The organism is Paractinoplanes ferrugineus, assembly GCF_016862195.1.
In the GTDB taxonomy this organism is placed as follows: Bacteria; Actinomycetota; Actinomycetes; order Mycobacteriales; family Micromonosporaceae; genus Actinoplanes; species Actinoplanes ferrugineus.
The window spans coordinates 138371-152468 of sequence record NZ_BOMM01000012.1; the positions used below are offsets into that span (position 1 = coordinate 138371).

The 14098-nt window shown below is 72.0% G+C and carries 15 protein-coding genes and 1 tRNA gene; 4 read left to right on the plus strand and 12 right to left on the minus strand.

The window, feature by feature from the left end:
• Nucleotides 1-43: 43 nt before the first annotated feature.
• From Afe05nite_RS08520 to Afe05nite_RS08535, 4 genes are read left to right on the plus strand one after another with little or no spacing between them, the layout of a single operon-like run.
• On the plus strand, nucleotides 44-634 hold the full coding sequence (locus Afe05nite_RS08520; RefSeq protein WP_203816436.1) for a histidine kinase: 591 nt from the start codon (nucleotides 44-46) through the stop codon (nucleotides 632-634).
• A complete protein-coding gene (locus tag Afe05nite_RS08525) occupies nucleotides 625-1290 on the plus strand; it encodes a response regulator transcription factor (protein ID WP_203816437.1) in 666 nt (221 codons plus the stop codon). Before Afe05nite_RS08520 ends, Afe05nite_RS08525 begins: the two co-directional genes overlap by 10 nt.
• Entirely contained in the window at nucleotides 1283-2569 is a 1287-nt protein-coding gene (locus Afe05nite_RS08530) for a sensor histidine kinase (protein ID WP_203816438.1), read from the plus strand. The genes Afe05nite_RS08525 and Afe05nite_RS08530 overlap by 8 nt, the downstream gene beginning before the upstream one ends.
• Complete coding sequence (locus Afe05nite_RS08535) at nucleotides 2566-4491, plus strand: sensor histidine kinase (RefSeq protein ID WP_203816439.1); 1926 nt, start codon at nucleotides 2566-2568, stop codon at nucleotides 4489-4491. The genes Afe05nite_RS08530 and Afe05nite_RS08535 overlap by 4 nt, the downstream gene beginning before the upstream one ends.
• On the opposite strand, the gene Afe05nite_RS08540 is transcribed toward Afe05nite_RS08535, so the two are convergent.
• The 12 genes from Afe05nite_RS08540 to Afe05nite_RS08595 all read right to left on the minus strand — a co-directional run bounded on the left by Afe05nite_RS08540 (nucleotide 4478) and on the right by Afe05nite_RS08595 (nucleotide 14067).
• A complete protein-coding gene (locus Afe05nite_RS08540) occupies nucleotides 4478-5596 on the minus strand; it encodes a hypothetical protein (protein ID WP_203816440.1) in 1119 nt (372 codons plus the stop codon). The two genes, Afe05nite_RS08535 and Afe05nite_RS08540, sit on opposite strands and share 14 nt — an antisense overlap.
• Nucleotides 5597-5669: 73 nt before the next feature.
• A complete protein-coding gene (locus tag Afe05nite_RS08545; RefSeq protein ID WP_203816441.1) occupies nucleotides 5670-5990 on the minus strand; it encodes a hypothetical protein in 321 nt (106 codons plus the stop codon).
• A gap of 181 nt (nucleotides 5991-6171) precedes the next feature.
• A tRNA-Leu gene (locus Afe05nite_RS08550) sits at nucleotides 6172-6254 on the minus strand.
• Nucleotides 6255-6313: 59 nt separating this feature from the next.
• Entirely contained in the window at nucleotides 6314-7663 is a 1350-nt protein-coding gene (locus tag Afe05nite_RS08555) for an NAD(P)/FAD-dependent oxidoreductase (protein WP_203816442.1), read from the minus strand.
• A 98-nt stretch (nucleotides 7664-7761) separates the two neighbouring features.
• Nucleotides 7762-8313 carry a hypothetical protein gene (locus Afe05nite_RS08560; protein WP_239117655.1) on the minus strand — a complete coding sequence of 184 codons (552 nt, stop codon included), beginning with the start codon at nucleotides 8311-8313 and terminating at the stop codon, nucleotides 7762-7764.
• 11 nt (nucleotides 8314-8324) lie between these two features.
• A complete protein-coding gene (locus Afe05nite_RS08565) occupies nucleotides 8325-9686 on the minus strand; it encodes a DUF58 domain-containing protein (protein WP_203816444.1) in 1362 nt (453 codons plus the stop codon).
• Nucleotides 9679-10671: an AAA family ATPase gene (locus Afe05nite_RS08570; protein WP_203816445.1), complete on the minus strand. Its 993-nt coding sequence runs from the start codon at nucleotides 10669-10671 to the stop codon at nucleotides 9679-9681. Before Afe05nite_RS08570 ends, Afe05nite_RS08565 begins: the two co-directional genes overlap by 8 nt.
• Nucleotides 10668-11243, minus strand: coding sequence for a hypothetical protein (locus tag Afe05nite_RS08575; protein WP_203816446.1), 576 nt, complete (start codon nucleotides 11241-11243; stop codon nucleotides 10668-10670). The genes Afe05nite_RS08570 and Afe05nite_RS08575 overlap by 4 nt, the downstream gene beginning before the upstream one ends.
• A complete protein-coding gene (locus Afe05nite_RS08580) occupies nucleotides 11240-11935 on the minus strand; it encodes a DUF4129 domain-containing protein (protein WP_203816447.1) in 696 nt (231 codons plus the stop codon). Before Afe05nite_RS08580 ends, Afe05nite_RS08575 begins: the two co-directional genes overlap by 4 nt.
• A 43-nt stretch (nucleotides 11936-11978) precedes the next feature.
• Nucleotides 11979-12716, minus strand: coding sequence for a uracil-DNA glycosylase (locus Afe05nite_RS08585; RefSeq protein WP_203816448.1), 738 nt, complete (start codon nucleotides 12714-12716; stop codon nucleotides 11979-11981).
• A gap of 50 nt (nucleotides 12717-12766) precedes the next feature.
• Nucleotides 12767-13741, minus strand: a complete 975-nt coding sequence (locus Afe05nite_RS08590) for an HAAS signaling domain-containing protein (RefSeq protein ID WP_203816449.1) — start codon at nucleotides 13739-13741, stop codon at nucleotides 12767-12769.
• Nucleotides 13738-14067 carry a PadR family transcriptional regulator gene (locus Afe05nite_RS08595; RefSeq protein WP_203816450.1) on the minus strand — a complete coding sequence of 110 codons (330 nt, stop codon included), beginning with the start codon at nucleotides 14065-14067 and terminating at the stop codon, nucleotides 13738-13740. The genes Afe05nite_RS08590 and Afe05nite_RS08595 overlap by 4 nt, the downstream gene beginning before the upstream one ends.
• Nucleotides 14068-14098: the final 31 nt, after the last annotated feature.

Consider the following 14098-nt stretch of genomic DNA (forward strand, 5'->3'; position numbering starts at 1 on the left):
TGGCCCCACTGACGACAACGGTCCACCACGGGAGAATGACGTCATGACGCTCGACACGTACGACGCCACCCGTTCGGCCCGGCGGTCGGCGGACGAGCAATGGAGCCAGCGCCGCGACATCGAGCGTCAGTTGCACGACGGCCCGGCCCTGCGGATCGCGGCGCTGACCCTGCGCCTCGGACTGCTCGCCCAGAAGGCCCGCTCCGACGCCGGCGACCTGCCGCGCGACATCGCGGAACTGCAGGACCAACTGCACCTCATCCAGCAGGAACTGCGTGCGGTCGCCGACCGCATCTATCCGCCGCTGCTGCAGGAAGCCGGTCTCGGGGCGGCCCTGCGCGAGCTGGCGGGCAGCGCCTCGATGCGCGTCGACGCCGACGGCGGCCGCTTCGACACGGCGGTGGAGGGGGTGGCCTACTTCGCCGTCCTCGGGGTTCTGGCCGCACTGCCGCCCACCACTCGAACGGTGGACGTGGTCATCCGACGGGATGCCGAGGGCTTGGCGCTCGACCTGGGCAATGTCGATACTTGCCAGATCGACGCCGTCCGCGACCGCGTCCAGTGGGTCGGCGGGGTGGCCGCGGTGTTCGGCGGCCTGATCGGAACAATCAAAGTGAGGATTCCGTGCGAGTAGCGGTGGCCGACGACGGGGCGTTGTTCCGCGACGGCTTGGTGATGTTGCTCGACGCGGCCGGGCACGAGGTGGTCGGTTGCGCCGCGGACGGAGACGCCCTGGTCGAACTGCTCGCCACCGAACCCGCCGACGTGGCGGTGCTCGACATCCGGATGCCGCCCGAGCCGGACGGCGGTCTGGTCACGGCCGAGCGGCTGCGGGCCGATCACCCGGGCCTCGGCCTGCTGTTCCTGTCGCACTACGCCGAGGCCCACTACCTCATCCGCGTGCTGCACATCGGCACCGACTCGATCGGTTACCGCCTCAAGGAGAAGGTCGGCAGCGTCGAGGTCCTCAGCGACACGCTCACCCGCATCCGCGACGGCGAGATCGTCATCGAGCCGGTGCTGGCCCAGCGGCTGGTCGAACAGCCGAGCAGCAGCCGGCGCGACGCGCTGGTGGCGCTGTCGGAGCGCGAGACCGAGGTGCTGCGACTGATGTCCGAGGGCCGGTCCAACGCGGGCATCGCCAGTGTGCTGTTCGTGGCGGCCAAGAGCGTCGAGAAGCACATCGCCAGCATCTTCACCAAACTCGGTCTGCCGTCGGACACCGCCGAGCACCACCGGCGGGTGCTCGCCGTGCTGACCTTCCTGCGATCGCAGGAGGGCAGTGGCTGACCCGGTCACCAGGCTGGTGCGGACGATTCTGCCGGCCGGCGTGACGTTCCTTCTGCTGATGGTCGTCGCCCCGGTCGCCGGTCGGGCCGGAGCGGACCGCCCGGTCGCTCTCTGGCTGCCGTTCGCCGTGATCGCGGGCGCGACTGTCCTGCTGGCCCGGTCGCGTGGCACCGTCGTCCGGATCGCGGCGCGGATCACCCGGCGCGGCGAGGTCACGCCGTACTCGGCGCTGGCGGAGGCGGCCCGTCATCTGCGGTCACCGTCGCTGCGCGACGCCCTGCCCGGGTTGGCCCGGGCCCTCGCCGGTGGCACCGGGGCCCGGCGGGCGACGATCTGGCTGGTCGTCGGCGATCGGCTGACCCTCGTCGCATCCAGCCCGGCGGTGCGGGCCGGCGGGCCGGAGAGCGTGGCCGGACTGGACGCGCTGCTGTCCCGGCCGGGCATCGCGTACGCCGTACCGCGGCTGAACACCGGCGGACCGCGGGCCGTGCTGGCGATCGAGAAGCCCGGATCGCCGGTCACCAAGCAGGACCGGCGGCTGCTGGACGACATCGCCCACGGAACCGCTCTGCTGCTGCGCCGGACCACCCTCAACAACGAACTGACCGAACACGCGCTCCGCGCCGATCAGCTGGTCCGGGAGTCCCACGACTTCCAGCGCCGGCTCGCCCAGGCCCGCGAGGTGGAGCGGCGCCGGCTGCGGACCCAGCTGTCCCGCGCGACCGCCGGGCGCCTGGCCGCCCTGCGAGCCCACCTGAGCGCCGCCCGGACCACCCTCGGCGGGCACAGCGCCGGGCGCGCGCTGCGGCTGGCCCGCACCGAGCTGGACGAGCTGATCGACCGGTTCCGGGTCATCGCCCGCGGCGTCTACCCCGCGGTGCTGCGCGGGCAGGGACCGGCGGCGGCCCTGGAGGAACTGGTGGCCGATCTGGGCCGGCCGGTCCGGCTCAGCGGCGACCTCGACGTACGGGCCGGGTGGGCGGTCGAGTCGGCCGCCTACCAGGTGACGGCGGCCGCCCTCGAGGTGCTGGCCACGCACCCGGCCGCCGAGGAGATCCGGGTGCGGGTGGTCCACGGCGAGGCCCGGATGCGGATCCTCGTGGAGGACCCGGCGCCGCCGGTGACCGCGGAACAGATGCGCGCCGTCCTGGTCGACGACGTCGAACGGCTGGCGGCTCTGGGCGGTGCCATCGAGTTCGCCGACGGCGAGGCGGGCGAGCTGTGCCTGGATGCCTGGCTGCCGGACGGGCTCGACGCGCGGACGGAGCCGACGTCGTGACTTCGCGCGTGGCCCGGCTGGCAACCGCGAGCATCGGGCTGATCTGTGGGGTGCTGGCACTTGGCCGGCTCCTGATCGAGCTCTTCCTGCTCACCTCCGGCCACGACCATCCCGGCGTGCAGATCGTCACGCAGCTCGGCTGCGGGCTGATCACGCTCGGCCTCGGCACCGCGCTCCTCGTCTCCGGGCACCGGGACCGGGCCATGCGGCCGTTCGCCCTGGCCCTACTGGCCGGCGCCGGATCCGATCTCGGCCCGGTGATCACCGGTGACTTCATCCTCCCGGCGGTGTCCCTGGGCGCCTTCGCCTGCGCGCTGCTGTCCTACCCGCCGGCCGGTGGACCGCGCAGCCCCGACCGGGACGAGATCGTGGTGGCGGCCGGCTCGACCGCCGCGCTGGGCGCGGCCGTCGCGGCCGCCTTCCCGCCGGCGCTGAGCCAGATCGCGCTCTTCGGCGCCATGCTGCCGGCACTCGCCTTCATGCTTCTGCGGCATCGGGGGCGCGCCGACCTGACCGCGATCGAGCGGGCCCGGATCCGGCTGCTCTTCGGCATCCTGGTCAGCGCGGCCCTGATCATGCTGGTGCTGATGCTGGTCTTCCTGCCCATCCCGGCGGTACGCGATCCGGCGCCGCTGGTCTGGTTCAGTCATCTCGTGCCGGTCACCGTCGCGATCGCCGCGAGCCGGCGCGCGTCCCTGCGAGCGGTTCAGCGCCGGCTCGGCACCGTACTCGTCGTCGCCCTGGTCACCGTTCTGATCGGCGGCCTGTTCGTGGTCCTGCACACCGTCGTGCCGGCTCCGGTCGCGGCGGTGCCGGCGGCCGTGCTCCTGCGTCCCGTTCACGTTCGCGTCGAGCGTTACCTCAACCGCCTGCTCTACGGGCGGCGCCCGACGCCCTACAGCGTGCTGGCGCGGATCGGCGCGCTGGCGCGGGCGAGCACGCCGCACACCACCGATCTGGCCCGGGTCACCGAAGCGGTCGGACGCGATCTGGGCGCGCACGTGTGCCGGCTCAGCGTGGTGCGACCGGGGCTGCCCGAGCGTACGTACGCGTGGACCCGCCCCGGGGCGAGCGAGACCGAAGCCCTGGTCACGCTGCCCATCACCCGCGGCGGCGTACGGCTCGGCTCGATCACGGTGGACCGCTCGGCCACGCTGGTGCCGGACACCCGGCACGCCCCGCTGGTGGCCGACGTGGCCGACAGCCTCAGCGCGGTGCTCGAGGCGTACCGCCTGCAGATCGAACTGGAACGCCAGATGCGGACCGTCCAGGCGCACACGGCGGAGATCGGCCGCTCCCGGCAGCGGCTGGTGGCCGAGATGGACGCCGAACGCCGGCGGATCGAGCGGGACCTGCACGACGGCGCCCAGCACCACCTGGTCTCGTTGCGGCTGGCGATCGGGCTGGCCGAGCACCGGGTCCGCACCGACGGCACCGAGGCGGCCAAGGCCCACCTCGACCGGATCACCGTCCAGATCGACGAGGCGGAGTCCATCCTGGCGCGTACGGCCACGGGCGGGACCTCACCGCGGCTCACCGAACTCGGACTGGTCGCGGCGCTGGAGACGGAACTGGGCCTGCGCGTCACGACCACCGGCATGCCGGCCGAGCGGCGGTTCCCGGCCGCGATCGAGAAGGCTGTCTGGTTCTGCTGTCTCGAAGCGGTGCACAACGCTCGCAAACACGCGCCCGGCGCAGCCGTCCGGCTCTCCCTCGACCTCGGCGGGGACCGCCTGGAGTTCGGTGTCCACGACGACGGCCCGGGCTGGGACATGACCGCGGGAACCGACGGCCTGGGCCGCGGTCTGCGGAACATGACGGCTCGGGTCACGGCGCTGGGCGGCATGGTCGAGGTGCGTTCGCACCCCGCCACCGGCACGCGAATAGCCGGCTGGGTGCCGTTGCCGGTCACGCCCAGCTGAACCGCTGAGCGCGCTGCCGCAGCTCACCGATCGAGGCGAGGTCCAACTCGATCTCGGCGAGGGCCTCCGGCAGTCGCTCGCTCTCCGCGGCCGCGCGGCGTGCCGCATCGGCCATCGCCGACAGCCGGCGCGACTCGTTCGTCACCGCCTCACTCAGACCGGCATGCATCTGCTGTTCGATGGCGCGTACCTCGTCGCGCACCCGCTTGCTGACCGCCAGCCGGAACGCGTCGATCAACGACCGCAGCTCACCGGCGCTCTCCGCGTCGCGCCGGCTCCGTTGCCGCTGCCGCTCGCCGGCCAGGGCGGCCCCGCCCAGGCCGGCCGCGCCGGTCACGGCCGCGACCACGGTCAGCCACAACGACATCCCGATGCCGAAGAGCCGGGGAAGGACGAGGGCGACCATGATGCCGCTGTAGGTCGGCATGACGACACCGACCAGCCGGGTGGCCAGCGCCTGCCGTTCGGACAGGGCTCGCGGACCGCGGTGGATGTAGTCCACCAGGTCGGCCGGCGGCTCGAGATCGAGAACGACGGGCGGCACCGGCTCGCTCAGTCCGATCGAGGAGGCGACCCGCTCGCCGATCTCACCCGCCGCCAGACGCACCGCCCGGTGCACCGCCTCGACCTCGGCCACCAGGCGTTTGCGCACCCAGCGGTCGAGCTCGTCGCCGGTCAGTCCCTGCTCCTCGATGGCTCCGGTGCCCTCGTCGAGCAGCGCGCGCAACCAGTTGTGCACGGCGAACTCGATGTCCGAATCGGTCGCCGCCAGGGCATCGCCGAGAACTCGCGGCCAGCGGCCGGCCCGGTCCTGGAACTGGCGCAGGCGGGACTCCGCGTGCCGCGCCTCGGCGGCCAGCCGCGCCCCGCGGCCGGGATCGGCCAGGGTGGCCTGTCGGCTGCGAAGGTCGACCTCCAGCGAGCGCAGCGCACCCACCACCGTGTCGGCGACGGCCGCGGCCGGGCGAGCGGCCGCCAGGTCGGCGGCGGCCAACCGCATCCGGCGTACGAGATCGGGCCGGACGTTGGCCTCGGCCCCGCGCAGCACCAGGTCGACAATTTCCCCCAGGTCGTCCTGGACGACCGGGTCGTTCGTCACGGTCATCGTGGCCTCCACCAGGTGCCGGTCGGAGGGCGGACGGCCGCCGGCCGAAGCCGGCGGCTACCCACGCCAGTCGTCAGTGGCAGGAGAGGAACGAGTTGTGGTCGAAGCTGATCAGACCGCGCGGGCCGTCGTGGCACTCCTGGCCACCGCCCCAGCGCGGGCCGTCGTTGCAGTCCTGGATGCCGCTCCAGCGCGGGCCGTCGTCGCAGCCCTGGATGCCGCTCCAGCCGCCACCGCCGCCCCAGCCACCGCCCCAGCCACCGCCGTCGTGGCAGCCGTTGTCGCCCCAGCCGAACTGATGCGATCCCTGGCCCCGGCCGAAGCTGATGAAGCGCTGGCCCGGGTCGAAGCATTCTTCCTTGCCGCCTTGGTGGGCGCTGTGCCACTTCGTCATGTCACTGTCCTTCAAATCGGGGGGTCGTTCTGACTGGGACGATGCTGCCGCGTCATCGCCTACGCCATCGACCGAGCAAACCCCCGAAGTCCAAGGAGCCAACCCCCGAGGCCGGAGTGGGGTTCTCCCTACCTCAAAGGTGCGCGTCAACCACGGAGAGTGACATCAGAATTCCTTTGGGTGCCCGGGGCGGGTCTCGAACCCGCACGCCTCGAAAGGCAGCCGCTTTTAAGGCGGCCGTGTCTGCCATTCCACCACCCGGGCGGGCAAGGAACACCGTATCGGTTGCCGGTGGGGTGGTGGAATCGGACAGGCGGGTGGGTCTAGCGAGCTCCGGCGCCCACTGTTTCGCGCTCCGCCGGGACCGAGGGGGTCACGTGGGTGAATTCCTCGCGCGGGGTGTGCAGTTGACCGAGTGCCACGGTCTCGCGGCGCAGCACGAAGGCGAGCGTCCAGTCGGCGACGACCCGGACTTTGCGGTTGAACGACGGGATACGGCTCATGTGGTACGTCCGGTGCATGAACCACGCGGGCATGCCCTTGACCTTGATGCCGTAGACGTGCGCGACACCCTTGTAGAGGCCGAGGCCGGCGACGCTGCCGACGTACTTGTGCCGGTATTCCTCGGGCTCACCGCCGAGGACCACCTCGCGGATGTTGTCGGCGAGCACCTTCGCCTGCCGGACCGCGTGCTGGGCGCTCGGCGAGCACCAGCCGCCCGGGTTGGTCAGGTCGGGGACCTGGGCGCAGTCACCGGCCGACCAGGCGCCCTCGAGCACCGTGTCGCCGTCGACGACCTGCAGGGTGGGCCGGCAGGTGACGTGGCCACGGGGGCCGCGCGGCAGGTCGGTGCGGTCCAGCATCGGCGACGGCTTGACGCCGGCCGTCCAGACCAGGGTCTCGGCCTGGAAACGTTCACCGTCACTGAGCACGATCTCGCCGTCGACGCACGACTCGAGCCGGGTGTCCAGACGCAGGTCGATGCCGCGTTTGTCGAGCTCGCGGGCGGCGTACGCGCCCATCTTCGGGCCGACCTCGGGCAGGATGCGGTTGGTCGCCTCGACGAGCACGAAGCGCACCTCGGCCTGGTCGAGGTCGGGGTAGTAGCGCAGGGCGTCGCGGACGACGTCCTCCATCTCCGCGAGCGCCTCGATGCCGGCGAAGCCGCCGCCGACGAACACGAAGGTCAGCGATGCCTTGCGCACCGCCGGGTCGGGGGTGACCGCCGCGACGTCGAGCCGGTTCAGGATGTGGTTACGCAGGTAGATGGCCTCACCGATGGTCTTGAACCCGATGCCCCGCTCGCGCAGGCCGGGGATCGGCAGGGTCCGGGAGACCGAGCCGGGCGCCACGATGATGTGGTCGTACGTCATCTCGGTGGACGGGCCGTCGATCGGCTGGACGGTGACCGTCTTGCGCGCGTGCTCGATCTTCGTCACTTCGCCGGACACGATGCGGCACTTGGACAGCTCCCGACGGAGCGGAACGACCGAGTGCCGCGGGCTGATGTTGCCGGCCGCCGCCTCGGGCAGGAACGGCTGGTAGGTCATGTGCGGCTGAGGGTCGATGACGACCACCTCGGCGCGGCGCCGGTTGAGCTTCTTGGACAGGCGCAGGGCGGCGTACAGACCGACGTGACCTGCTCCTACGACAACGATGCGCTGCGGATTCACATATTGATTGTCTCGCCTGGAAGCGCTCGACGCCCCGTTCTGTGACGTACGACAAGCCCGTTTGTCAAGTGCCGTGAAGCACATATTTCAGGGAGATTTCACGCTCGGCGCAGAAGCCGTGCGATCAGGACGGTGGCGCCGACCGCCCCGAGAATGCCGAGCAGGGTGGCCACCAGAAACGCACCACCGGCCAGATCGGCGGAAAGCGCCAGAGTGACCACGGTGAGTACGGCCGAGACCAGTAGGACCGCCGCGGCGCGCAACAGCCAGCCCCCGACCACCTCCAGGTTGACCACCGCGTCGTAGGGCAGAACCGCGGCCAGGGCCGTCAAGGTGTGTCCGAGGTAGAGCAACGACGCGATCGACAGCACCCGCCACAACTCGACCGAGGCCCCGTACCCGGCGGTGTCGACGAGCCAACCGGTCACCACCACCATCGCGGCCAGGGTGGCCCCCCGGCCGCGCGGCACCACCGCCGGATAGACGGCGAGCAACGTGAGGGGGATGAAATATTGCGTCCCGGTGAGCGAGACCGGCCACGCCACAAGCATCGCGAGCAGGCCCGATATGCCTATCCCGCACCGAACCAGGAACGGGGTGCCGGTGGCTCGGGCGGTGACCGCCCGGGCGGCCGCCACGGCGTTCGTCACTGAACCGGCCATCATCGCCCCCGCGGAGCCGAGGCGAGCCGGGCCACGTCGCGCAGCACCAGGTCGAGGCTGCCGGACCCGGCCCAGGCCACCACCGGGACGCCGTGCTCGCGCAACCGGCCCAGCACGTTCTCCCGTTCCATCCGCCACAGCCGAGTGGCCAGCGGCGTCCACTGGCCCCGGTTGCCGGGGGCGGCGTCCGGCGGCAGCGTGTCGACCGCCACCACGTAACGCCCGGACCGGGTGAGCTGGGCCAGCATGTCGGCCGAGCGGGGATCGACAAGCGGGGTCAACACCATCACCAGAGCATCCGACGAGACGTGGTGGAAACCGAAGACGTTCGCGTAGTCGTCGTCGCCCTCGACCGGATCGGGGCGGACGTCGAGCAGCCACTCCAGGACCGTCAGGTATTGCCGGCGGCCGGTGGCGGCCCGCAGCCGGCGGGCCGTCGCACCGTACTCCAGCAGCGAGACCCGGTCGCCGCGCTGGAGGTAGTGCTCGGCGATCGCGGCCGCGGCCCGGACCGTGGTGTCGAGCACCGACGCACCCCCGGCCACGCCACCGGACCGGCCCACCTCACCCAGCACGTCGAGCAGCAGCAGCACCTCGGCGTCCCGGTCGGACAGGGTCGAGGCGACATGCAGGTCGCGGGTGCGCAGGGAGACCCGCCAGTCGATGCGCCGGAGCCGGTCGCCGGGCGCGAACGGGCGTACCCCCGCGAGCTCGCCGCCCTCCCCCGGTCGCCGCGACCGGTGGTTTCCCACCAGGCCGGCCGCCGCCGGCATGGCCTCGGTCGCCTTGAACGGATCGGTGACCGGATAGACCCGCACGCCCCGGGCCGGCACCACCACCGGCCGGCAGGCCAGCAGACCGCCACAGGCCGCCACGCGGGCCGCGGCCGGGCCGACGTCCTGCCGCCCCCACCGGTTGGCGTCGCCGGGCAGATCGACCGCGTGCCAGCCGTCCGGCGGCACCGAGATCGCGAACGGGCGATCGGCGTGTTCCAGCTTGAGCCACGGCGACGTGCGGGTGCGCACCACGACCAGGTCGTAGGCGATGACGTCGGGGTTGGTCACGGTGAGCGAGGCGTCCACGTGGCCGCCCTCGACGATGTGTTCGTCGCCGGTCGCGATGGTCAGCTCGGGGGCCGAGCGCGGCATCCGGCGCAGGCTCGCCGCGGCACCGATCGCGAACGGCGCGGCCAGCAGCACCAGGTCGACCCGGCCCAGGGCCACCCCGAGCAGCAGGAGCAGACCGGTCAGCAGCACCGCCCGGCCCAGCGCCCGGGTCGGCACCCACGCCGGACCGGCGAACTGCTCCGGCTCGGGCGGGAGCGGCGGCACCATGTGCCGCAGCGGGGGACGGTCAGTCATGCCGCGCGTAGGTGGGCAGCGCGCCGCTGGCCGGCGCCGGCACGTTTGTCAGCACCTCCTGCACCACGAAGGCGGGGTCGACACGACGCAGCCACATCTCCGGCCGCAGCGTGATCCGGTGGGCCAGGGCCGGGATCGCCACGTCCTTGACGTCCTCCGGCACCACGTAGTCGCGGCCGGCCATCGCGGCCCGCGCCCGGGCCAGCAGCAGCAGCGCCAGCGAGCCGCGCGGCGACGAACCGACAAGCACCGACGCGTGCTCCCGGGTGGCCGCGGCGAGCGACACGATGTAGCGGCCGATCGAGTCCTCGACCGTGACGCTCTCCAGCGCGGCCTGCATCGCCTGCAGCACCTGGGCATTGACCACCGGCTGCAGGAAAGCCTCCTCCTGGCGGCGGTTCATCCGGCGCTGCAGGACCTCCCACTCCTCCTCGGCGCTCGGATAGCCGAACGACACCCGGATCAGGAACCGGTCGAGCTGCGCCTCGGGCAGCGGATAGGTGCCCTCGTACTCGATCGGGTTGGCCGTGGCCAGCACGTGGAACGGCGGATCGAGGCGGTAGGTCACCCCCTCGACCGAGACCTGCTTCTCCTGCATCGCCTCGAGCAGCGCCGCCTGCGTCTTCGGCGGCGTGCGGTTGATCTCGTCGGCGAGCAGCATGTTGGTGAAGACCGGACCGGCCCGGAACGCGAAGTCACCCTTGCGCTGGTCGTAGAGGAACGAGCCGGTGACGTCGGCCGGCAGCAGGTCGGGAGTGAACTGCAAGCGGCGGAAGTCGAGGCCGAGCGACTGCGCGAACGAGCGGGCGGTCAGCGTCTTACCCAGGCCGGGCAGGTCCTCCAGGAGCACGTGACCACCGGCCAGGATGCCGGCCAGGACGAGCTCCAGGGAGTCGCGCTTGCCCACCAGGACGCTGCCGACCGAGTCGAGAACGGCACCGGCCAGCCTGCCCACCTCGTACGGGGGAAGGGCATTTTCCGTCACAGTCGCTCCAACGCTTCCACGTAGGTCTCCAGTTCACGGGTTTTCGCCGAGCGGCGCCCGTGATCGTGCATAGCCGCCCAGAGAGGGTCACCGAGCAGTTCGCGCGCGCGCCGCGGATCGGACGCGCGGGTGATGCCGTGACGCAGGCGCAGCCGCTCGTCCGCGAGCTCGGTCAGCACCGGCAGAACGTTACGCGTATAGAGATCGGGGTCGGTGTTCGCCCGGTCCAGACTTTTCTCCCAGCGCCGCACCGCGGCCCGCAGCGAGTCGAACGCCCGCCCGTCGTCGGCGCGCGCGGCCCGGCGCCGTTTCGGCAGGGGCGGCGGCGCGACCTCGGACACCGCCCACAGGACCGCCCGCAGTCCGATGAAGAACGCCACCACGAGCAGCACCGAGATGTGCAGGCCGCCGGCTCGCAGCGCGGCGATCGTCACCACCGTCGCACCCGCGATCAGCAGGGCGTTGCGCACCACCCACCAGAGCCGGGACTTGCGCTTGACGACCGGTTCGGCCACCTCCTCGACCGACTCGTCGCGGAAGCTGAACAGCTCGTCAAGTCCGCCGTCACTCATCCGGGCACCCCCGCCCCGAGGTCGGCGCGCAGCCGCTCGAGGGCGCTGATCGCCTGCTGGCGCATCGTGTTGTCGACGGCGTGCGTGGCATATCGCGCCTCGCGGTAGACCTCCAGCAGCGCGGCCAGCACCTGAGCGTCGACCCGCTGCTCGCGCAGCAGCCGGCCGACCAGGTCGGTCGGACTGTCGCCGGGATTTCGGGGGGTGCCGGCGGCCGCCGCCGCCTGCTCCAGTCGCACCCAGCAGGCGATCACCGCGCGCCGCGGGTCCCGGTCGGTGTCGGACAGCTCCTCCAGGCCGGCGTCGAGCGCGGCGACGAGTTCCTCGGCCGTGCGCACGCCCTCCTGGCCGGTGCGCCGGCCGCGTTTGCCCTTGCGGGCCCGCCGCTTGGCGGCGTCGCGCAGCACCGCCCAGGCCACCAGCACGAGCACGACCACCAGGATGATGCCGAGAATCACCAGGGCCACGGTGCCGACCCATTCGGGCAGGCCCCGAGCCGCTTCCGGCGGCGCTTCCGGCGGCCGCGAACCGCCGGACCGGGTCGGCGGCAGCAGCGGCGGCGGCGTCGGGGTGGCGTCGGGCTGGATCTGGTCGAGCTGCGGCGACGACCGGGTGGCGGCCAGCGCGGTGACAAAGAGCAGCACGAAGACGGCGGCCATCGGCCACCAACGGCGCACAGCGGCGAGATCCATCAGCGCAGGCTCAGTTCCACTATCGGGATCGGATGTGCCCGAATCATGCCAGGCCGGCGAGCCTCTTCGCACGGTCGAACACCTCGTCGAGCATCGCCGGGGTAAGCCGTCCGGTGAAGGTGTTCTGCTGGCTGACGTGAAAACACCCGAGCAGCTCGGGTACGCCGGGCAGGCTGACCTGCGCTCCGTGGCCGAATCGGGGTCGCGGGACGGGCGCTTCGACCCGGTAGACGGCGCGCATCGCGGGCCACCACGCACCCCAGGCAAATGCCCCGAGGGCCACCACGACCTTGAGTGTCGGGCGGATCAGCTCCAGCTCCCGGTGGAACCAGGGGGCGCAGTTGTCGCGTTCCCCGGGCGTCGGTTTGTTGTCGGGCGGCGCGCAGCGGACAGCCGGGAAGATCCTCGTGTTTCGCAGTTCGAGGCCGTCCTCCCGCGACACGCTCGATGCCTGGTTGGCCAACCCGGCCCGGTGCAGCGCCGCGAACAGCACGTCACCCGAACGATCCCCGGTGAACAGCCGCCCGGTGCGATTGCCCCCGTGCGCGGCCGGCGCCAGCCCGAGAATCCCGATCTCCGCGTCCGCCACCCCGAAACCCGGAATCGGCCGCCCCCAGTAGACCTGGTCGCGGAACGCGGCCCGCTTGACCCGGGCCACCTCCTCGCGCCAGGCGACCAGGCGCGGGCAGGCGAAACAATCCACGATCCGGGCGTCGAGCACGCCGAGGTCAGCGGCCTCGGCGGCGAGGCGCGCCACGTCTTGCGGGGTACGGGATTCCACCTGACCCAATTTCACACACCGCCCCCGCGGCGGCACCTCCGGGTGGGCCGCTAGCGCGACGGACTCGGCGACACCGCGGGACTCGACGGCGCAGTCGGCGTCGGGGTGGCGGTCGGGGTGGCGGATGCGGAGGTGGAGGCGGACGGCTGCGGGGTTCGTGTGTTCGGGTCGGTGAACGGGGCGTTGACCGGGCAGTACGGATAACCCAGGTGGACCGAGCGGCCGGATTCGCCGGTGATCGGGTCGTCGCAGTGGTTGTCGCCGAGCCTGATCGGGTTGCCCTCCTGGTCGAAGAGGCGGGCGTCGTTCACCAGCCGGCCCTGGCCGTCGTAGACGAAGACGTCACTGATGTTGCTGTACGGGTTGCTGCCGCTGTAGTCGACGTAGTTCGCACCGCCGTTCTCGTTGCGGGCGTGGCTGTCGGCGGTCTGGAACCCGGCAAGCGCGAAGATGATCAGGAAGGCGGTGCCGGCGCGCAACGCGTAGCGGGGGGTGCGGGTCAGGTCGGGACTGCGCCTGGCCAGGATTATCGAGAGGGTCACGCAGCCGGCCAGCAGCACCAGGGCGACCAGGTCGCTGTCGCCGATCCGGGGCAGCAGACCCATGTTGCCGCGGTTGGCCTGCAGCAGGAACGCGATGGCCATGGCGGCCAGGTAGCCGCGGGCCACCCACCAGGCCGGGCGGAGCAGGCGCAGGAAGTCACCGGCCTTCTCGTAACCGATCACCGGGCCGACCCGGACATCCACCTTGCGCAGGATCTCCAGGATGTTGTCGCGCGCCTCGATCAGCTCGGGGTAGCGGGGCTTCGGCGGCTCCGGGAAGTCACCGACGAGGCCGGCGGTGGCGCGCAGCTCCGCGGCGTACGCCTCCGGTGTGCCCAGTCGCTCGACGAGCGTGCCCGAGCCCTCGGCCCGCACCTCCGCCAGGTGTTCCGGGAGATCCTCCAGCAGTTCGTCCCGCACCTCGGCGGACAGGCCCGACAGGGCCTGCCGTACGCCGTCGACGTATGCGTCTATCTCGGTCACGCCGCCCCCCGCTCGCGCAGCAGATCGTCCATGGTGGATGCAAACCCGTGCCACACCTTGCCGGACCGCTGCAACTCGGCCCGGCCGGCGGCGTTGAGGCCGTAGTACTTGCGGTGCGGGCCCTCGTCGCTGGGCACCACGTAGGTGTTGAGGAGGCCGCCGCTGAAGAGGCGGCGCAGCGTGCCGTAGACGGACGCGTCGCCGACTTCCTCGATGCCCGCCGCGCGCAATCGGCGCAGGATGTCGTAGCCGTAGCCGTCCTCGTCGCGCAGGACGGCGAGGACGGCCAAGTCCAGCACGCCTTTGAGGAGCTGGGTCGTGTCCACGCACGGCACAGTAGTGTGGATTGCGAAGTAC